At 59.2% G+C, this 18,959-nt stretch carries 18 protein-coding genes; 10 read left to right on the top strand and 8 right to left on the bottom strand.

Annotated features, from left to right (window positions below; translation table 11 throughout):
- Nucleotides 1–6: 6 nt before the first annotated feature.
- Together AC2FNC_RS07655 and AC2FNC_RS07650 are read right to left on the bottom strand one after the other, a co-directional pair.
- A complete protein-coding gene (locus AC2FNC_RS07655; protein ID WP_496714937.1) occupies nucleotides 7–1,746 on the bottom strand; it encodes an adenylate/guanylate cyclase domain-containing protein in 1,740 nt (579 codons plus the stop codon).
- A gap of 118 nt (nucleotides 1,747–1,864) precedes the next feature.
- Nucleotides 1,865–2,653: a 23S rRNA (adenine(2030)-N(6))-methyltransferase RlmJ gene (locus AC2FNC_RS07650; protein ID WP_496714935.1), complete on the bottom strand. Its 789-nt coding sequence runs from the start codon at nucleotides 2,651–2,653 to the stop codon at nucleotides 1,865–1,867.
- 155 nt (nucleotides 2,654–2,808) lie between these two features.
- Here AC2FNC_RS07650 and AC2FNC_RS07645 point away from each other — a divergent pair, with 155 nt between their 5' ends.
- From AC2FNC_RS07645 to AC2FNC_RS07620, 6 genes are read left to right on the top strand one after another with little or no spacing between them, the layout of a single operon-like run.
- Nucleotides 2,809–3,855, top strand: a complete 1,047-nt coding sequence (locus AC2FNC_RS07645; RefSeq protein WP_480475196.1) for a rod shape-determining protein — start codon at nucleotides 2,809–2,811, stop codon at nucleotides 3,853–3,855.
- 58 nt (nucleotides 3,856–3,913) lie between these two features.
- Nucleotides 3,914–4,816, top strand: coding sequence for a rod shape-determining protein MreC (gene mreC / locus AC2FNC_RS07640; RefSeq protein WP_496714932.1), 903 nt, complete (start codon nucleotides 3,914–3,916; stop codon nucleotides 4,814–4,816).
- On the top strand, nucleotides 4,809–5,345 hold the full coding sequence (locus AC2FNC_RS07635; RefSeq protein ID WP_480604791.1) for a rod shape-determining protein MreD: 537 nt from the start codon (nucleotides 4,809–4,811) through the stop codon (nucleotides 5,343–5,345). Before mreC ends, AC2FNC_RS07635 begins: the two co-directional genes overlap by 8 nt.
- Complete coding sequence (mrdA, locus tag AC2FNC_RS07630; protein ID WP_496714930.1) at nucleotides 5,342–7,291, top strand: penicillin-binding protein 2; 1,950 nt, start codon at nucleotides 5,342–5,344, stop codon at nucleotides 7,289–7,291. Before AC2FNC_RS07635 ends, mrdA begins: the two co-directional genes overlap by 4 nt.
- The gene (gene rodA / locus AC2FNC_RS07625; RefSeq protein WP_480475188.1) at nucleotides 7,288–8,427 is read left to right on the top strand and encodes a rod shape-determining protein RodA; all 1,140 of its coding nucleotides are present in this window, start codon (nucleotides 7,288–7,290) and stop codon (nucleotides 8,425–8,427) included. The genes mrdA and rodA overlap by 4 nt, the downstream gene beginning before the upstream one ends.
- A gap of 15 nt (nucleotides 8,428–8,442) precedes the next feature.
- On the top strand, nucleotides 8,443–9,375 hold the full coding sequence (locus tag AC2FNC_RS07620) for a 2-hydroxyacid dehydrogenase (protein ID WP_496714928.1): 933 nt from the start codon (nucleotides 8,443–8,445) through the stop codon (nucleotides 9,373–9,375).
- Nucleotides 9,376–9,377: 2 nt separating this feature from the next.
- Here the strand turns inward: AC2FNC_RS07620 and AC2FNC_RS07615 are convergent, their stop codons facing one another.
- The 6 genes from AC2FNC_RS07615 to AC2FNC_RS07590 all read right to left on the bottom strand — a co-directional run bounded on the left by AC2FNC_RS07615 (nucleotide 9,378) and on the right by AC2FNC_RS07590 (nucleotide 15,948).
- Nucleotides 9,378–11,393: a M3 family metallopeptidase gene (locus AC2FNC_RS07615; RefSeq protein WP_480554189.1), complete on the bottom strand. Its 2,016-nt coding sequence runs from the start codon at nucleotides 11,391–11,393 to the stop codon at nucleotides 9,378–9,380.
- Between the two features lie 75 nt (nucleotides 11,394–11,468).
- Nucleotides 11,469–12,518 carry a HesA/MoeB/ThiF family protein gene (locus tag AC2FNC_RS07610; protein WP_496714926.1) on the bottom strand — a complete coding sequence of 350 codons (1,050 nt, stop codon included), beginning with the start codon at nucleotides 12,516–12,518 and terminating at the stop codon, nucleotides 11,469–11,471.
- Nucleotides 12,518–12,973, bottom strand: a complete 456-nt coding sequence (dut, locus tag AC2FNC_RS07605; RefSeq protein ID WP_496714924.1) for a dUTP diphosphatase — start codon at nucleotides 12,971–12,973, stop codon at nucleotides 12,518–12,520. The genes AC2FNC_RS07610 and dut overlap by 1 nt, the downstream gene beginning before the upstream one ends.
- A 15-nt stretch (nucleotides 12,974–12,988) precedes the next feature.
- Nucleotides 12,989–14,185, bottom strand: coding sequence for a bifunctional phosphopantothenoylcysteine decarboxylase/phosphopantothenate--cysteine ligase CoaBC (gene coaBC, locus AC2FNC_RS07600; protein ID WP_496714922.1), 1,197 nt, complete (start codon nucleotides 14,183–14,185; stop codon nucleotides 12,989–12,991).
- A 63-nt stretch (nucleotides 14,186–14,248) separates the two neighbouring features.
- On the bottom strand, nucleotides 14,249–15,073 hold the full coding sequence (locus tag AC2FNC_RS07595; RefSeq protein WP_480518503.1) for a ChaN family lipoprotein: 825 nt from the start codon (nucleotides 15,071–15,073) through the stop codon (nucleotides 14,249–14,251).
- Nucleotides 15,070–15,948, bottom strand: coding sequence for an RNA polymerase factor sigma-32 (locus tag AC2FNC_RS07590; protein ID WP_480475174.1), 879 nt, complete (start codon nucleotides 15,946–15,948; stop codon nucleotides 15,070–15,072). Before AC2FNC_RS07590 ends, AC2FNC_RS07595 begins: the two co-directional genes overlap by 4 nt.
- Nucleotides 15,949–16,048: 100 nt before the next feature.
- Here AC2FNC_RS07590 and cobU point away from each other — a divergent pair, with 100 nt between their 5' ends.
- The 4 genes from cobU to AC2FNC_RS07570 form a co-directional block, all read left to right on the top strand.
- Nucleotides 16,049–16,570 (top strand): bifunctional adenosylcobinamide kinase/adenosylcobinamide-phosphate guanylyltransferase, encoded by a 522-nt coding sequence (gene cobU, locus AC2FNC_RS07585; RefSeq protein WP_496714920.1) that lies wholly within the window; start codon nucleotides 16,049–16,051, stop codon nucleotides 16,568–16,570.
- Nucleotides 16,567–17,145, top strand: coding sequence for a histidine phosphatase family protein (locus tag AC2FNC_RS07580; RefSeq protein WP_496714919.1), 579 nt, complete (start codon nucleotides 16,567–16,569; stop codon nucleotides 17,143–17,145). Before cobU ends, AC2FNC_RS07580 begins: the two co-directional genes overlap by 4 nt.
- Before the next feature lie 58 nt (nucleotides 17,146–17,203).
- Nucleotides 17,204–18,088: a glutathione S-transferase gene (locus AC2FNC_RS07575; RefSeq protein ID WP_496714918.1), complete on the top strand. Its 885-nt coding sequence runs from the start codon at nucleotides 17,204–17,206 to the stop codon at nucleotides 18,086–18,088.
- Between the two features lie 46 nt (nucleotides 18,089–18,134).
- Nucleotides 18,135–18,959: YifB family Mg chelatase-like AAA ATPase (locus tag AC2FNC_RS07570; protein ID WP_496714917.1), on the top strand; the 825-nt coding region annotated here is incomplete at its 3' end.

The following is an 18,959-nucleotide window of genomic DNA, read 5'->3' as shown; positions in this document are numbered from 1 at the left end:
TTTACCTCAGGACAATCCGGCCTTAGCCAGCCCCTGGATAAGATGCTGCAAATCCTCTTCGCGTCCGTAATGAAGGTTCGCGACAAGGTCCTGAACAGTCAAATCCGGCTGTGACACATGGATTTCCTTGACATGTTGGCGGGCTTTGGCCTCGTTGCCCAGCCAACTGTGACACGCCGCAACATAGGCGTGCTGAACCACATCCAATGCCGGCAAGCGCGAAAAGTCCTCGATCGCAGCTTCATATTGCTTTGCGCCGAAATGGGCTTTGCCCAAATGGCTCCAGAACCGGGCCGGATGATGGGGGTTCAGACGCATCGCTTTTTCGATCCACTCGGCGCCTTCCTCGGGCCGACCAGACCAGGTCAGCAACTCTCCCATCTGCACCACGACCAAATCGTAGTTTGGATTCAAAGACAGCGCGCGTTCCTGATGGTAGCGGGCGCGCCCAAGGTCATTTTGCAAAATTTCCACCGCCGCCATCAACCTGTGTACGTCGGCATCGTTATCGTCCAGTGACGCCGCCTTCTTGGCCGAATCCAACGCCAGCATCTTCATCGCCTCGCCGTCCTCGGCCCAGCCGTACCCCCAGGCCTGACCGCGAATGCAACCGCGCCAGGCATGGGCATGAGCATATTCCGGGTCCAGTTCGATGGCCCGCTCGATCAGTTTCATCGCTTCGGCATTGTCCTCACGTGTGCTGCGGTGGTGCAGAACCTTTGCGGCCAGAACGCACTCATAGGCCGCGAAATTTGAAGGGGTCTTTCGCTTTAAGTCTTCCTGTTGCGACGCTTCGATGCGGCCCGGCAGTGTCGCCACAACTGCCGAAGTGACCTCGTCCTGGATGGTAAAAATATCATCCAGGTCACGGTCGTATTTCTCGGCCCAGATATGGGCGTCGTTCTGACTGTCGATCAACTGTACCGTGACGCGCAGGCGATTTCCGGCTTTGCGCACACTGCCTTCGACGATGTATTGCGCGCCCAGAGTCTCGCCGACTTGGCGAAGGTTCACGGCCTGCCCCTTGTAGACGAAACTGGAATTGCGCGAAATCACGAACAACTCGTGCCGACGGCTGAGTTCGGTTAACAGGTCTTCAGTCAAACCGTCGACGAAGAACTCCTGTTCGGGATCGCCGCTCATGTTCTCGAACGGCAGAACCGCAATTGTCGGTTTGACGACTCTGGTTGAGCCGTCCTCTTTGGAATTTTCACCAGCCGCCGCAGCAGGCGCGTCCAGTTCAACGCGGAAGGCATGAACCGGCTGGGAAATATTCTTGAGCGAAATCTCCCCCAGATCCTGAAAGCGAAGATCCAGCCGACTGGTCACCTGGTTGTGCACCGCGCCGGAAATCAACACGTCACCAGGAGAGGCAGACTGTTCCAGGCGCGCGGCCACATTGACCCCACTGCCGAAAATATCCCCGTCTTCAAAGATGATTTCATCCAGATTGATGCCGATCCGAAATTGGATGCGCTGATCCTTAGGCACATCTGCATTTCTGCGAAACATCCGGTTCTGGACTTCGACGGCACAAGCCACGGCATCGCAGGCGCTGGTGAACTCGACCAACATCCCATCGCCGGTTGTCTTGATAACAGTGCCTCGGTTTTTTTCGATCGACGGGTCGATTAATTCGATCCTATGAGTGCGCAAACGGGCCAAGGTGCCTTGTTCATCCGCTTCCATCAGGCGGCTGTAACCCACCATGTCTGCTGCCAGAACTGCTGCGAGTCTGCGATTCATTGCGATCCCCCCAGCGCCAAGTCTAGTGCCGCATGCCCTGACCGAACAAGAATTTTAATCGGTACATGCAAGGCGTGTATCGGCGAGGTGGCGTGCGCCTTCAACATGTCGTCTGGTGTCAGCCGAGACCGGAAAACAGCGCATCCAGTTTTTGCGTTTCTTCGGCAAATCCGAATGGCGCATTCACAAAGAACATCCCGGACCCCACCATCCGATGCCCTTCGCGCGCGGCGGGAAAGCGGACCTCATGACGCACAGATTTCGGCATATTCTGAGCCTTCAAAGCGGCGACCATCCTGACGTGCCTCTCATCTGTCAGGATCGGGTACCAAAGGGCAATCACGCCCACATTCCACTTGCGGTGCAGCTTGGCGATTATGCCGGGCATGCGGTCGTAATCGGTTTTCACCTCGTAACTGGGGTCAATCAGCATCATGCCCCGACGCGGAGTCGGAGGCAGCAAAGACTGTGCCAGATCGAACCCATCCTGCTGATAGACCTTCGCCCCAAACGGCGACATCGCCAACGACAGGGCCGCAAATTCCTGTGGGTGCAGTTCCGCGAGGTGCAAACTGTCCTGTTCCCGCAACATAGTCGCGGCAATCATAGGTGATCCAGGATAGGCCATGTCGCCGTACCGGGTTTGTACTTGCTTCAGGACCTGCGCCATCGGGTGGTCGGGCCCGAACCACCCTTCCCGCTGTGCGCGACCGATCCCTGCCGCTGCCTCTCCTGTCCGAACGGATTCGTCTGCATCCAACCGGTACAACCCACGCCCGGAATGCGTCTCGATATAGCTGAGCGGCTTGTCTTTGCGTGTCAGATAATCCAGCACCCACGCCAGTAATGCGTGCTTTTGGACATCCGCCAGATTCCCGGCGTGGTAAATGTGTTGATAAGAGAGCATTTTGCCTTCTAAAGTCCCATTCAATAAGGCGGAAAGGTGCTGATTGTCGCGGAATCAGCCCTTTTACCGGGCGTGATGGCACCCTATAAGTCATCCGTCCCGAAACCGTCGAGTCGCGGGCAGTAGAAAACCGACATTACAGGATCAGGGAAAACATGGGGATCTTTGGCAATCTGGGCGGCCTGTTCACAGCGGACATGGCTATCGACCTTGGAACAGCAAACACGCTGGTTTACGTCAAGGGGCGCGGTGTCATCCTGTCTGAACCTTCGGTTGTGGCCTATCACGTCAAGGACGGTGTGAAGAAAGTTCTGGCCGTTGGCGAAGATGCAAAGCTGATGCTGGGTCGGACACCCGGTTCGATCGAGGCCATCCGTCCGATGCGCGAAGGTGTGATCGCCGATTTTGATACTGCCGAAGAAATGATCAAGCACTTCATCCGCAAGGTGCACAAGCGCTCGACTTTCTCGAAACCCAAGATCATTGTCTGCGTTCCCCATGGCGCAACCCCGGTCGAAAAGCGCGCAATTCGTCAGTCGGTCCTGTCAGCAGGTGCCCGTCGCGCGGGCCTGATTGCCGAACCGATTGCGGCCGCGATCGGGGCCGGCATGCCGATCACCGACCCGACCGGCAACATGGTTGTCGATATTGGCGGGGGCACCACCGAGGTTGCGGTTCTGTCGTTGGGCGACATTGTCTATGCCCGTTCGGTCCGTGTTGGTGGTGACCGGATGGACGAGGCCATCATTTCCTACCTGCGTCGCCAACAGAACCTTCTGGTGGGTGAATCCACGGCTGAGCGCATCAAGACAACCATCGGCACCGCCCGCATGCCCGACGACGGGCGCGGTCAGTCGATGCATATCCGGGGGCGTGACCTGTTGAACGGCGTGCCCAAGGAAATCGAGATCAGCCAGGCCCAGATAGCCGAAGCGTTGTCAGAGCCCGTGCAACAGATCTGCGAGGCGGTTATGACCGCACTTGAGACAACGCCGCCCGACTTGGCTGCGGACATTGTCGACCGCGGTGTGATGCTGACCGGTGGCGGTGCGCTGCTGGGCGATCTGGACCTGGCCCTGCGCGAACAGACAGGCCTGGCGGTTTCCATTGCGGACGAAAGCCTGAATTGTGTGGCTTTGGGCACCGGCAAGGCACTGGAATATGAAAAACAGCTGCGCCACGCGATTGACTACGAAAGCTAAGGCGCGCACCCTCGGAAGATAGGGTTATATCGGCGCGAGCAGCACGGGAAGGTAACCTGTGGCAATAGACCGATCACAGCGCGATGAGTACACGACCCCCCTGCGACGCTTGTTGCTGGGGATCGTTGTGTTGTGCCTGCTTGGTATCTTCCTTTTGTGGCGGATCGACAGCCCGCGCGTAGAACGGTTCCGCGCGCGAATCGTGGATTCGGTTGTACCATCGATGGAATGGGCCATGGTCCCGGTGACTGCCGCCGTCAATCTGGTGCGTGACTTCCAAAGCTATCAGCGCCTGAGCGAGCAAAACAGGGAACTGCGTAGCGAACTGCGCCTAATGCGCGCCTGGAAAGAGGCTGCTTTGCAGCTTGAACAGGAAAACGCGCGACTGCTGGATCTGAACAATGTCCGCCTTGACCCTCGTCTGACCTACATCACCGGCGTTGTCATGGCCGACAGCGGGTCGCCATTCCGGCAATCCGTTCTGCTGAATGTCGGAGAGCGTGACGGGATCGTAAATGGATGGGCCACGATGGACGGCATTGGCCTGGTGGGCCGGATATCAGGTGTTGGCCCTGACACGGCACGCGTGATCCTTGTGACGGACGCGACCAGCGCCATTCCCGCAACCATTCAACCTTCTGGGCAGACCGCTCTGATCAAAGGCGACAACAACCCCGCGCCCGCGGTGGAGTTTCTTGAGAACCGCGAGTTGGTTCGCCCCGGTGACCGGGTGATCACTTCGGGTGATGGCGGCGTGTTTCCTGCGGGCCTGCTGATCGGTCAAATCGCGGCAGACCCAGGGGGGCGCCTGCGGGTCCGACTGTCGGCAGATTTCGAAAGGCTCGAGTTTCTCAGGGTTCTGCGGTTTCACTCGGCTCCGCCCATTCAGGATCCGGGCAGTATCGTAGGCCCCACCCGCCCAGAGGTGGCATTGACCCCGGATGAGGTCAGCGATGGATAGACCGACCTCGCAAATCTGGGCCATGCGCAGCCTTTATGCCTTGCTAGCTTTTGCTGTGCTTTTTCTGCACCTGTTGCCATTGGACGCTCAACCCGATCGTTGGCCTTTTCCCGACGTCCTGATTGCCCTGACTTTTGCCTGGGTGTTGCGGCGGCCCGATTACGTCCCGACTGTTTTGGTCGCGCTTGTCATGCTGATGGCCGACTTTCTGCTGCAACGTCCACCGGGTCTATTGGCAGCGCTGACCGTAGTCGGGTCGGCCTATCTGCGGTCAGCGGCTTTGGGTATGAGGGATGCGGGATTTGCCGGGGAGTGGATGTCTGTCGGCATTGTGATCACGGCGGTCATCTTGATGAACAGGTTAGTACTAACGGTGATGTCCGTGCAGCAGGCTGCACTGGGGCCGGTCGTGGTTCAGCTTGTGCTGACGGTCGCTGTCTACCCGTTGGTCGTGTTGCTTAGCCAAAGCGCGTTGGGAGTCCGCCGCATATCCGCTGCTGATGTCAGCGCTGTGGGAAGCCGGGCATGAAACAGCGCAAATCCAAATCCCAGGGCCTTGCCTATAAGCGACTGCCACGCAGAGCGCTGTTGCTGGGTGGTCTACAGGCGGTGTTCATAGGCAGTCTGGCGGCACGAATGCGGTTCATGCAGGTAGAACAGGCCGACGAATATCGCCTGTTGGCCGAAGAAAACCGCATCAACATCCGGCTTATCCCACCGACCCGTGGGCGTATCTATGACCGGAACGGTCAGATCATCGGCCAGAACTCACCTTCCTATCGCATCGTCATTGTGCGTGAGGATGCCGATGACGTGGAAAAAGTCATCGCCAAACTGTCGGAACTGATCCCTCTGAACGAAGATGAGATCGAGCGCGCCAGGACTGAAATGCGCCGCTCGGCCCCGTTTCTGCCGGTGACGCTGGCGGATCAGGTTACGTGGGAGGATATCTCGAAGGTTGCGGTCAATGCTCCGGCGCTGCCGGGCGTAACGCCCGAGGTCGGCCTGACGCGGCAATACCCACGATACGAGGATTTCGCCCATATCGTCGGCTATGTCGGCCCGGTCAGCGACTATGACCTCAGCAAAATCGAAGACCCTGAGCCGGTATTGCGCATCCCAAGGTTCCAGATTGGAAAGGTCGGCCTTGAGGCCAAGCAGGAAATCGAACTGCGCGGCAAAGCCGGTGCAAAGCGGGTCGAGGTCAACGCGACGGGGCGTGTCATGCGCGAGCTTGACCGGCAGGAAGGACAACCCGGGGCAGATCTGCAACTGTCCATCGACGCTGAACTGCAACAATATGCACAGGCGCGACTGGCGGGCGAAAGTGCGGCCGCAGTTGTCATAGACTGCGAAACCGGCGACCTGCGCGCGGTTGCCTCGGCACCCAGTTTTGATCCGAACCTGTTTGTTCGCGGCATTTCGGTCGCCGATTACCGGGCACTGACAGAAGACAAGTATCGTCCGCTGGCGAATAAGTCCGTGCAAGGCACATATCCTCCGGGATCGACCTTCAAGATGGTCACCGCGCTGGCCGCGTTGGAAGCTGGCGTAGTCTCCCCCGGCAACACCGTGTACTGCCCCGGGCACCTGAAGGTCGGCAGTCGTCGCTTCCATTGCTGGAAACGTGGTGGGCACGGGACGGTCGACCTCAACCTCTCGCTGAAACGCAGCTGCGATGTCTATTACTATGACGTGGCTCTGCGGGTTGGCATCGACAAGATCTCTGACATGGCCCGCACTTTGGGACTGGGGGTCAAGCATGATATCCCGATGTCTGCAGTGGCAGATGGGCTGGCCCCCAATCAGGAATGGAAGCAGCGCACGTATGGTCAGGAGTGGCTTGTGGGCGATACGGCAAACGCGTCCATCGGTCAGGGCTTCATGCTGGCTTCGCCGCTGCAACTGGCTGTGATGACCGCCCGCATCGCCACCGGTCGTGCAGTCACGCCGCGCCTGGTGCGCTCGATCGACGGTGTTGAACAACCCTCGGGCGCTGGAGAGCCACTGGGCCTCAATTCCTACAATCTGGAACAGGTCCGCAAGGCCATGTTCTCGGTCTCGAATGACAGGCGGGGCACGGCATATCGAAGCCGCATCATCGCGGATGAGTTCCGGATGGCAGGGAAAACCGGAACCAGCCAGGTTCGAAACATCACCAAGGCCGAACGGGCGGCAGGCGTGATCCGCAACGAGGACCTGCCGTGGGAACGCCGCGACCACGCACTGTTCGTTTGCTTTGCACCGTTTGATTACCCGAAATACGCCGTAGCCGTGGTTGTTGAGCATGGCGGCGGCGGGTCCACGGCCGCAGCCCCGATTGCACGCGACATCATGCTGCAAGCTCTTTATGACGGCACTCCGCCGCTTGAAGCCTACCCCGTCGCCGACCGCGAACACATCAAAGAACAGCAAAAACGGCTGGAGGGTGAAAAACGCCCCAAGGCGCGACCGGATGGAAAGGACCGTGCATGAGCTATCTTGAATATGCCGTCAAATCCACGCCGTCGGGGTTTCGCAAATTCCTGTATATGAACTGGCCGCTGACGTTGCTGTTGATCAGCACCGCCAGCGCGGGATTTCTGATGTTGTATTCCGTTGCGGGCGGTTCGTGGACGCCCTGGGCCGAGCCGCAGATGGAACGTTTCGGGCTTGGTCTGGCAGTGATGTTCATCATCGCACTGGTTCCGATCTGGTTCTGGCGCAACATGTCGGTGCTGGCCTATCTCGGCTCGGTGGCTTTGCTGGTATTTGTTGAACTGTTCGGCACCATCGGAATGGGTGCGCAGCGCTGGATCGACCTTGGGTTCATGCGCCTGCAACCCTCGGAGGTCATGAAAGTCACGCTGGTCATGTTGCTTGCGGCCTATTACGACTGGCTTCCCTCGCATAAAACATCCCGCCCGCTTTGGGTTCTTATCCCGGTTGTCCTGATCATCCTGCCTACATTGCTGGTTCTGAAACAGCCCGATCTCGGCACATCTATCCTGCTTCTGGCCGCAGGAGGTGGGTTGATGTTTCTGGCAGGGGTTCACTGGGCCTATTTTGCCGCCGTTATTGCTGCTGTCGTGGGTCTGATCGCCACTGTTTTCAACAGCCGTGGGACCGACTGGCAATTGCTGAAGGACTATCAGTTTCGGCGCATCGACACCTTTCTGGACCCGTCCACCGATCCCCTGGGGGCCGGTTACCACATAACCCAATCCAAGATTGCCTTGGGTTCCGGGGGCTGGAACGGGCGTGGGTTCATGCAGGGCACGCAGTCCCGCCTGAACTTCCTGCCCGAAAAGCACACCGATTTCATTTTCACGACGTTGGCCGAAGAGTTCGGATTTGTCGGGGGAACGACCCTGTTGACCCTTTATGCCTTGATTCTGGTTTTCTGCATGGTCACGGCACTGGCAACCAAGGACCGGTTTTCATCTCTGGTCACGCTGGGTATCGCGCTGAACTTCTTCCTGTTTTTTGCCGTCAACATGTCGATGGTGATGGGCATGGCTCCTGTCGTGGGTGTACCATTGCCGATGGTCAGCTATGGTGGCTCGGCCATGCTGGTTCTAATGGCAGCCTTTGGCATCGTCCAAAGCGCCCATATTCACCGCCCCCGTTGATCTGAAAGGTCTCTGATGTCTGTGAACGTCCTGTTTTCCGCGCGCCCTGCCCTATGGCCGGTGTATGAGCCGCTGCTGACACAATATCTTGATGAGGCGGGTCTGGACGTTCAGCTTGGAACCGAGTTCGAACCGGATCAGGTCGACTACGTTGTTTACGCCCCAAACGGAGGGGTACAGGATTTCAGACCTTTCACGCGCCTGAAAGCGGTGCTGAGCCTTTGGGCCGGGGTCGAAAAAATCGTGGGTAACGAAACACTGACCGTTCCGCTGGCGCGGATGGTGGATCACGGTCTGACGCAGGGTATGATCGAGTGGGTGGTTGGCCACGTGCTGCGCTACCATCTGGGGATGGACTGGCACATCATGGTACAGGACGGTGTCTGGACCCCAGACGTCCCACCGCTGGCGCAAGAGCGCAACGTTTGTATTCTGGGGCTTGGTGCATTGGGCGAAGCCGTGGCCCGCGCGCTGACAGCGCTTGAGTTTCGGGTCTCAGGCTGGAGCCGTACAGCCAGGGACATTCCCGGTGTAACATGCCTGCATGGTGCCGAAGGGTTGCGCCAGGCGCTTTCTCACGCAGAAATTGTAGTACTGTTGCTGCCCGATACTACTGCCACTGAAAATGCGCTGAATGCGGAAACGCTGGCCCTGCTGCCCAAAGGTGCGCGGATCATCAACCCGGGACGCGGGCCGCTGATTGATGATGATGCGCTGTTGAATGCCCTGAACTCGGGTCAGGTGGGCCACGCAACGCTGGATGTGTTTCGTGTCGAGCCCTTGCCCGCCGACCACCCCTATTGGGCGCATCCGAATGTCACCGTGACCCCTCACATAGCGTCCGAGACACGCCCTGTCACTGCCGCACAGGTCATTTGCGAAAACATCCGGCGTGGCGAAGCCGGTGAGCCCTTTGTGCACCTGGTCGACCGCACGCTGGGCTACTGACGTCACGCCGCAATCAAACCGCGGCCTTTTAGCAGGGCATCCACGCCCGGCAATCGCCCCCGGAACGCAAGATACAGGTCCTCTGCCTCGCGCGAACCGCCGGTGGACAAGATACTATCTTCCAGCGCTTTGGCCCGTTCGGGATCGAAGGCGCCACCTGCTTCTTCGAAGGCGGCAAAGGCGTCAGCATCCATCACCTCGGACCACATATAACTGTAATAGCCCGAGCTATAGCCATCGCCTGCGAATACATGCGCAAAGTGGGGCGTGGCATGGCGCATTCCAATGGCTTGCGGCATCCCCAACCCGGCTAGAACCTCGGCCTGTTTTGCCATCGGGTCTGCTGGGGCGTCGCCATCGTGGAAGGCCAGATCAACAAGGGCCGAGGCGACATATTCCACCGTCTGGAACCCCTGGTCGAAATTGGCAGCATTCAGCACTTTTTCAAGCATCTCTTGCGGCATCGGCTCGCCCGTTTCGGCATGGGTGGCAAACTCGGCCAGAACTTCGGGCACTTCCAGCCAGTGTTCATAAAGCTGGCTGGGCAGTTCGACAAAATCGCGCGCAACCGAGGTACCCGAGATGCTTTCGTAGGTCACATTGGACAGCATCTGGTGCAAGGCGTGGCCAAATTCGTGGAACAGGGTGCGTGCATCGTCATAAGACAGCAGTGCCGGATCACCCTTGGCGAAGTTGCAGACATTGATGACAATCGGTGCCTGTTCATTCGGGAATCTGGCCTGTGCCCGCATCGCGCTGCACCAGGCACCTGATCGCTTTGACCCCCGTGCAAAGTAGTCACCGATGAACACGGCGACGTGCCGACCGTTGCGTGTAACCTCCCACGCGCGGCAATCAGGGTGATAAAGCGGCACGTTCAAAGGCTTGAATTCCAGCCCGAACAGGCGATTTGCGCAAGCAAACGATGCCTCGATCATTCGGTCAAGTTGTAGGTAGGGTTTCAGTTCCGCCTCATCCAGATCATGTTCCGCCTTACGCCGCTTTTCAGCATAATAGCGCCAGTCCCATGCTTCCAGCGGGCCGTTGACGCCGTCGTCCTGCATCATCCGGGTCAGGATTTCTGCGTCCGCATCGGCGCGGGCCCTGGCAGGTTCCCACACCTGCATCAACAGCTTACGCACCCGGTCCGGCGTGCGCGCCATCTCGGTTTCCAGCTTGTAATCGGCGAAACTGTCATAACCCAACAGCTTGGCGCGTTCCTCACGCAAACCCAGAATCTCAGCCGCGATCTCGCGATTGTCGGTCTCGCCGCCATTCGCCCCGCGGGCAGCCCAGGCGCGATATGCTTTTTCGCGCAGGTCCCGACGAGGTGAAAACTGAAGAAACGGCACGATCAGCGACCGGGACAGAGTAACAACCGGCCCCCCCGCGCCCTTTTCCACACCAGCAGCGCGCGCCGCATTCACAACGAAATCCGGCAGGCCCTGCAGATCTTGTTCGGTCAGGTCCATGAACCAATCCCGCTCATCCGCCAGCAGGTTCTGGGTAAAGGATGTCCCCAACGAGGCGAGGCGCGACTTGATTTCTTGCATACGAGCGTCTTCCTCCCCGTCCAATGCCGCACCTGCACGAACAAAACCTCGATGGGTCAGCATCAGAACGCGTGCCTGTTCCTCGGTCAGGTTCAGGTCATCGCGCCGTGCCCAAAGGTCGGCAACGCGTTCAAACAGCGCCTTGTTCGAGGAAATTCCCGAGAAATGCGCCGAAAGCTTGGGTGAAAACGCGCGCTGCAACTCTTCCCGCTTTGGGTTGCTGTCTGCGCCTGCAACGGTGAAGAAGACCGACAGAACCTTGTCCAGCTGCTCGCCCGCAGCCTCGAGGGCTTCGACTGTGTTGGCGAAAGTAGGGGCCTCTGCATTTGCTGCAATCGCATCGATCTGGGCGTTATGCGCGGTCATCGCCTGATCCAGAGCCGGGGCAAAATCATCATCCGAGATATCGGCGAAAGGGGCTATTTCGAATGGGGTGGTCCAGTTGGACAGGATCGGGTTGGTCATGCGGATCTCCTTTGACCCTATAGCTAGTTCGCCATGGCCGGGTGTTCCAGAACCCCCAGCCCACGTTAAGAAAGGTTAATCGCTTGCGGTACCGCAGATGGGGCAATCAGCACGGCGGGTCAGTGTGATCTTGCGGCTTTCACCATATAGGGCGTCGTAGATCAGCATCTCACCCCGCAGCGCCATGCCAGCGCCCGTGATCACCTTTATCGCCTCAACCGCCATCATCGATCCGACGACGCCCGGCAACGGGCCAATCACACCGGCCTCGGAGCAGGACGGGGCCAGACCGGGGGCCGGGGCTTCGGGAAAGATACACTGATAGCACGGGCTGCCATTGGCTGGGTCAAACACGCTGAGCTGCCCTTCCCACTGCGACAAGGCCCCCGAAATCAGAGGCTTGCCCAGCGCGGCGGCAGTCCGGTTGGCCAGATAGCGGGTCTCAAAATTATCCGTACCGTCAAGGATCAGATCGAAGTCGGCAAAAAGATCTGCCGCGATATCATCGCTCAATCTGCGATGAAAGGGCAGAACCACCACATTCGGGTTCTGCGCCTCCATCGCTTGCTGGGCGGAAAAGACCTTGGGCATATCGATATCTGCATCGCGGTGGATCACCTGCCGCTGAAGGTTCGCATTCTCGACTATGTCGTCGTCAATGACCCCGATTGTACCCACACCTGCGGCCGCCAGGTATTGCAGCGCCGGGGCGCCCAAACCTCCCGCACCGATCACCAGAACACGGGCTTGTTTCAACTTTTTCTGACCCGGCCCGCCCAATTCGCGCAGCACGATGTGGCGGGCATACCGGTTCAGCTCGGTTTCAGTGAAACGGTCAGAGGGCAAGGTAGATTCCGGTTTGGAGGCCTTTACTGCACGGTTGCGAAGGGCCTTCAGCACACGGCCATATAGCAAAACGATGGCCGCGAAACCTGCAAGGATCAGCCACAGTGCCGCGGACCCACCGGTTGCTTCGCGCAGGGGATGCCCATCCGGAAAGATCAGATGAGACAGGATCACCCCGACCAACAACACACTCACCGACACCACACGCGCGGTTTTTGACGCGCCCGCGATATAGCCGACGCCCCATAGCCCAGCTGCCAGAACAAGAACCAGCAGCATCAGCCGCGCCCGGTCGAGCCGAAACCACCAGCCCCGCGATCTGTTTCACCCAATGCCTCAGCCAGTTCGAATGCCGCCTGCACAACAGGGGCAACTACCAGCTGCGCGATACGATCGCCATGAGCAATCTCGAACCGTTCCTGGCCGGAATTCATCACGATCACCCCCAAAGGTCCGCGATAGTCACTGTCAATAGTGCCCGGCGTATTGGGCAGCGTGATCCCGTGTTTCAGTGCAAGGCCCGAGCGGGGTCGAACTTGAACCTCGTATCCCTGCGGGATTTCAATGCGCAGACCGGTCGGCACAAGCGCCCGCTGTCCGGGCTCCAGCATAATCGAAACCCCCTCGGGCAAGTTGGCACGCACGTCCGCGCCAGCAGCACCCGCAGTTTCGTAAGACGGAAGCGCCACGGCGGGGTCTGCCCCGTCTTCGCGGATCACTCGAATTGCAACCATGGTTTTGCCTTTCCTTCATCCCGCCAACGCGTCTGCGATCCTGCTTGCCAACCGCCGCGCAACCTCGGCCTTGCCCATACGCGGCCATTCTTCGGCTCCGCTGTCCGAGATCAGGATAACTGCATTCTCGGACCCGCCCATGATCCCGGTGGCAGGGCTGACATCGTTGGCAACAATCCAGTCACAGCCTTTGCGCAGTCGCTTGGCGGTGGCATGTTCGATCACGTCATCGGTCTCGGCTGCAAAGCCGACAACCAAAGGTGGGCGCCCATTTTCCATCCGCGAGACGCGTCTGAGAATGTCGGGGTTCTCGGCAAATTCCAGAACCGGCAGACCGTCGCGGCTTTTCTTCAGTTTCTTGTCCGACGCACTGGCCACACGCCAATCTGCCACCGCCGCCGCAAACACGCCCGCGTCGACGGGCAGCGCCGCATCAACCGCGTCCGACATCTGTTGCGCGGTCTCGACCGGCACGACCTGCACACCCGCCGGTGGCGGTACGTCAGCAGGGCCCGTGACAAAGATCACCTCGGCCCCCAAATCCGCAAGCGCCTGTGCCACGGCCGATCCCTGCGCCCCGGAAGAGCGGTTCGCGATATACCGAACCGGATCAATCGGCTCATGCGTCGGGCCCGATGTTACCAGCACGCGCTTTCCTACCAAGGGTCCTGCCGCAAGCTGCGCCTCAACCGCCGCGACGATTTCCAGCGGTTCTGACATGCGTCCGGGGCCATATTCACCGCAGGCCATATCACCTTCATTTGGGCCAACAAAGCGCACGCCATCCGCTTGAAGCTGCTTCAGGTTGCGTCGCGTCGCCGGGTGTTCCCACATGCGTACATTCATCGCGGGCGCACACAGAACAGGCGTGTCCGTCGCCATCAGAAGGGTCGATGCCAGATCATTTGCCAACCCCCCGGCCATCTTGCCCATCAGGTCCGCGGTTGCTGGGGCCACAACAATCAGATCGGCAGAGCGTGACAGCTGGATATGGCCCATCTCGGCCTCGGCGGTCAGATTGAACAGATCGCCATAGACCTTTTCTGAGGCAAGAGCAGACACGGACAGAGGTGTTACAAATTCCTCTGCCGCACGCGTCAGCACAGGCGTCACGGCCGCGCCACGCTCACGCAGCTTGCGGATCAGATCCAGCGATTTGTAGGCCGCTATGCCGCCGCCAATGATCAGCAGAATGCGTTTGGATGACAGCATGTTCAGCCCTTCCTGTCCCGGTCGGCCCCGACATTAGGCAAGGCCAGCAGGTTGTTCCAGCGATTAATTCTGAACCTGAAACGCCACACAGGGGTCTTCACGCTCTACTGTGGGGCTATCGATTACGAGATCAAAGTCGCCATCGATAATATCGTCCTCAGACTGTCCGACCGAGACCACCTTCCATCCGGGTTGTAGCCGTTCAAGATATGTCGGGATACCTCGGTCTTTGCGCGCATGTCCGTTCCCAGTGATCACGGCAACCGGGCCACCCGTTTCTTCCATCGCGCGCATCACGGCGCGAGCCAGCACAGCATCGCGCAGTCGCTGGATCGCAACCATCTGGGGTAACATCTCTGGCGGGAGAGCATCGCAATGCGCGGCCAGTTGATCCGCCTCGCGCGCCTCCTGCTCCTCAGGCGTCAGCGGTACAGTCAAACCATAACGCGCCGCATCTGCACCCAACGCGGTGGCTGCTCCGCGTTCCATCGCGGCCCGCGCGGCAGCACGCGGCACCATGGCCCCGTAAACCGGCGCGCCTGAGGCCTTGAACACCGGATAATACAGCCTAAGAGGTGGCCAACCGCTTTCTGCCCATTGCAGAATGCGGCTCAACTCTTCAGGGTTGGACACCGCTTTTTGCGCCAGCCGTTGCGCGCCTTCTTCGGTAACCATCTCCCAGACAACAGCCGAGGGTGAGATTTTCATAATCGCTTCAGCTTGAATAAGGTGGTGGCGGGGATTGTCGTGAACCTCTCCCAGAATGACCACATCCGCATCCCGCATCGCGAGAGCCACATCATCAGAAATAAGATTTTCCGCCAGTCCAGGTCGCGCTGCTGTAACCGTAAGGCCCAGAACACAGGCAAGAATCGCAAGCTGTTTCATGCGATGAAGTGTTGCACCTCGCTCGACTGGGCTTCAAGGTTCTTGCGCATTTTTGCGAACGCCGCAGCCTCAAGCTGTCGCACGCGTTCCTTGGACAGACCCAACTCGACGCCGAGACTTTCCAGTGTCCGCGCAGGCTCGCGCAGTTTGCGTTCGCGCACAATGAACCGCTCGCGGTCATTCAGTGCGTTCATCGCGATCAGCAACCACTGGCGCAATTGTTTGGTATCGTGGGTGTGTTCAACTGCTTCGGCGGCCTGTTCACGTTCATCTTCCAGCGCATCGATCCATTCACGCCCGTCTTCGTCGGCGGATTGCACCGCGTTCAGAGAAAAATCTGACCCTGACAGCCGACCTTCCATCAGTTCAACGTCGCGCAGAGGAACCCCGATTTCCGTGGCAATCATCTGATGCAGCTGGTGGCGATCCAATTCAAGACCTTCGGTCGCGGCCTCGCGTTCAAGGCGGGCCTGAACCCGACGCATGTTGAAAAACAGCGATTTCTGCGCCGAGGTGGACCCCGTTCGCACCATGGACCAGTTCCGCATCACATAGTCCTGAATGCTCGCCTTGATCCACCACACCGCATAAGTCGAAAACCGCACGCCGCGATCAGGGTCGAACTTGTCTGCGGCCTTCATCAATCCCAGACCGGCCTCTTGGATAAGGTCATTCATCGGCGCGCCATAGCGTTTGAACTTGGCCGCCATCGAAATTGCCAGCCGCATATACGCTGTGATCAGGCGGTGCAGTGCCTGTTCGTCACGCTGGTCACGCCAGGCATAGGCCAGCTTCAGTTCCGTTTCCGCATCCAGCAACTCGGCCTTCATCGCTTGCCGGGACATCGAAAAATCTGTCGCGTTGTCCAGTGCCATAAACCTCTCCCCTGTTTTGCAGGCGTTGGCCGGGCTTGCCATGCCGACCTATGACCGATACGCAAAACAGCACCAATTGGATCATCTTTAGGTAAGTACTGTGACGTCAGATTTAACCTTAATTCTGGGTGGAGCTGCTTCGGGCAAGTCGGCATTTGCCGAGAACCTCGTTGTTTCTACTGGGAAAAATAGAGTTTACCTAGCGACATCACAAGTGTTTGATGACGAGATGCGGCAGAAGGTTGATCGCCATCTGGTACAGCGGGGCGGCGGTTGGACCACGATTGAAGAGCCTCTTGACCTGGGACCGGTGCTGTCCAGCCTATCCTCGGATCAGGTGTGTCTGGTAGATTGCGCCACCATATGGCTCAGCAATCATTTGCTGGCCGAAACCGATCTGGGGGCAGTCCAAACTGACCTGCTAAAGGCCCTGCGCGCATGTACAGCGCAGGTAGTGATCGTGTCGAACGAGGTCGGGCACGGTATTGTTCCCGATAACCCGCTTGCCCGTCGCTTTCGCGAAGCGCAGGGTCGGCTGAACATCGCACTTGCGGCACAAGCTGATCTGGTGGTGCAAGTGGCTGCCGGGTTGCCGTTGGTCCTGAAAGGGCAGCTGCCGTGACGCGACTGCATCTTGTTCGCCATGGGCCTACGCATGCGAAGACGATGGTTGGCTGGTCCGATCTGCCTGCTGATCTAAGCGATACAGCAGCGCTGAAGCGCCTGCACGATCATTTGCCACCCGATGCACTTGTGATTTCGTCCGACCTGTCGCGTGCAATTGACACTGCTTCGGCCATTCAGGGCCAGCGTCACCGTCTGCCACATCACCCGAACCTGCGGGAAATCCATTTCGGTCAGTGGGAGCTTCGCGGGTTTGCCGATATTGAAGCCGAAGACCCCGAGCTGGCTCTTGCCTATTGGGACAACCCCGGTGATGTCCGCCCACCGCAAGGTGAAAGCTGGAATGAGGTCCGCGACCGGGTCGATTCCGCGATCGACGCGCTTATGTCCGCGCATACGGGCCGCGATCTGGTGATCGTCGCGCATTTCGGCGTAATCCTAACGCAAGTACAACGCGCCCTTGGTCTGGACGGGCAGCGGACCTTTGCGCATCGGATCGACAACCTTTCCGTTACGGATATTGCTGTCAACGGCGGGGTGTGGACTGTCGGATCGATCAATCACCTTCCGTGAACAGGTCCAACACAAATCACTGATTTACCGGTCCGCAAAGCTGAGGCATCGTCCGCGCATGACATATGACCTTTATATCGGCGATCGCCTCTTCTCCAGCTGGTCAATGCGCGGCTGGTTGATGCTTGAGAAATTCAACCTGCCCTATCGCAGCCACATGATCGGCCTCTATTCCGGCACCATGGCGCAAGACATGGAACCGCTGGCCCCTGCCCGCCTTGTCCCTGCCCTGCGCATGCCGGATGGAACGGTTGTGGGGGAAAGCCTGGCGATGGCCGAAACCCTGGCCGAACGCCACCCCGATGCCGGGTTGTGGCCTTCGGATGCCGCAGCCCGGGCAACAGCCCGCTGGCTATGCGCCGAAATGGTAGCCGGTTTCAGCGCCCTGCGTGGAGAATGCGCCATGCAGCTGCGCAACGTGTGGCAAGGCTTTACGCCGTCTGAGGCGACTTTGTCAGACCTGGAGAGGATTGAAACACTCTGGGCACATGCGCGGAGCGTGTCAGGGGCAGACCAAGGCCCGTTATTTGGTGCCTATTCACTGGCAGACGTCTTCTACACACCCGTTGCTGCGCGGATTATAGGATATGGGCTGCCGGTGTCAGAGGCGAACCGGGCTTATTGCATGGAATTGCTCTCTGATCCCATAGTCAGACAGTGGCGCGCCATGGGATTGACCGTTGTGTACGACACCTTCCCATACGCGCAGGGTTTACCGTCCAGCCCCTGGCCGGTCGGGGGTGTATCTGCTGCGAAGCCGGTTTCAGGTGGTCCGTCAATCAACGCCGCCTGCCCGTATTCCGGCAAGCCTGTCACCGATTTCCTGGAGCTAGACGGACAATGTTGGGGGTTCTGCAACCCATTCTGCCGGAACAAAACCGTGGCCGATCCCGAAGCATGGCCCAAATTCGCGGCCATGCGCGCAGCCGTTAACGACTCTTAAACCAGAACCGTGGCAGCAACGTCCTGTTAAACAAAACAGGACTGCCATGGTCGCCCGCGCCCACACCGTTGCTTTTCAAGGCGTTGATGCCCGCCCGGTCGAGGTGCAATGCGCAGTCTCACCCGGACTGCCAGCCTTTTCCATCGTGGGCCTGCCCGACAAAGCCGTGTCCGAGGCGCGTGACCGCGTCCGCAGCGCGCTGAACGCGATGGCCATTGCGCTGCCGTCCAAGCGGATCACCATCAACCTGTCCCCCGCCGACCTTCCTAAAGAAGGCAGCCATTTCGACCTGCCCATCGCGGTCGCGCTTTTGTCCGCGCTCGACATCATCCCTGCCGATGCCGCGGAAAGCACCGTTGCATTGGGGGAGTTGTCACTCGACGGTTCTCTGGTGCCCGTTGTTGGTGCTTTGCCCGCCGCGATGACGGCCGCGTCAGAAGACCGCACATTGCTTTGTCCGCGCGCCTCCAGCGCCGAGGCGGCCTGGGTCGATGCCACTCAGGTGATCGGTGCCGGATCGCTTGGAGAGGTCGTGCGCCATTTCTCAGGCCAATCCCCTTTGCCAGCGGCACAACCCGGCGAAGTGAACCTGACACCGTCCAACCGCGACCTGCGCGATGTGAAAGGGCAGGAGCGCGCCAAACGCGCCCTGGAAATCGCCGCCGCCGGACGTCACCATCTGATCATGATCGGCACGCCGGGATCGGGCAAATCCATGCTGGCGGCGCGGCTTCCCGGAATTCTACCGCCGCTTACAGCCGTGGAAGCCCTGGAAACGTCGATGATCCAATCGCTATGCGGGTTGCTGGATGAAGGCGGAATAAACCGCACACGCCCGTTCCGCGAACCGCACCACACGGCCTCGATGGCG

The sequence above is a fragment of the Ruegeria sp. BHSA123 genome, from assembly GCF_059613425.1.
The sequence above is the reverse complement of the archived record's forward strand: the minus strand, read 5'-3'. Positions and strand labels throughout refer to the sequence as shown.

Excerpts from the sequence above, each read along its gene's own strand:
- AC2FNC_RS07655 (WP_496714937.1), bottom strand. The coding sequence starts at position 1,746 with ATGAATCGCAGACTCGCAGCAGTTCTGGCAGCAGACATGGTGGGTTAC.
- AC2FNC_RS07650 (WP_496714935.1), bottom strand. The coding sequence starts at position 2,653 with ATGCTCTCTTATCAACACATTTACCACGCCGGGAATCTGGCGGATGTC.
- AC2FNC_RS07645 (WP_480475196.1), top strand. The coding sequence starts at position 2,809 with ATGGGGATCTTTGGCAATCTGGGCGGCCTGTTCACAGCGGACATGGCT.
- AC2FNC_RS07635 (WP_480604791.1), top strand. The coding sequence starts at position 4,809 with ATGGATAGACCGACCTCGCAAATCTGGGCCATGCGCAGCCTTTATGCC.
- mrdA (WP_496714930.1), top strand. The coding sequence starts at position 5,342 with ATGAAACAGCGCAAATCCAAATCCCAGGGCCTTGCCTATAAGCGACTG.
- rodA (WP_480475188.1), top strand. The coding sequence starts at position 7,288 with ATGAGCTATCTTGAATATGCCGTCAAATCCACGCCGTCGGGGTTTCGC.
- AC2FNC_RS07620 (WP_496714928.1), top strand. The coding sequence starts at position 8,443 with ATGTCTGTGAACGTCCTGTTTTCCGCGCGCCCTGCCCTATGGCCGGTG.
- AC2FNC_RS07615 (WP_480554189.1), bottom strand. The coding sequence starts at position 11,393 with ATGACCAACCCGATCCTGTCCAACTGGACCACCCCATTCGAAATAGCC.
- AC2FNC_RS07610 (WP_496714926.1), bottom strand. The coding sequence starts at position 12,518 with ATGCTGCTGGTTCTTGTTCTGGCAGCTGGGCTATGGGGCGTCGGCTAT.
- dut (WP_496714924.1), bottom strand. The coding sequence starts at position 12,973 with ATGGTTGCAATTCGAGTGATCCGCGAAGACGGGGCAGACCCCGCCGTG.
- coaBC (WP_496714922.1), bottom strand. The coding sequence starts at position 14,185 with ATGCTGTCATCCAAACGCATTCTGCTGATCATTGGCGGCGGCATAGCG.
- AC2FNC_RS07595 (WP_480518503.1), bottom strand. The coding sequence starts at position 15,073 with ATGAAACAGCTTGCGATTCTTGCCTGTGTTCTGGGCCTTACGGTTACA.
- AC2FNC_RS07590 (WP_480475174.1), bottom strand. The coding sequence starts at position 15,948 with ATGGCACTGGACAACGCGACAGATTTTTCGATGTCCCGGCAAGCGATG.
- AC2FNC_RS07575 (WP_496714918.1), top strand. The coding sequence starts at position 17,204 with ATGACATATGACCTTTATATCGGCGATCGCCTCTTCTCCAGCTGGTCA.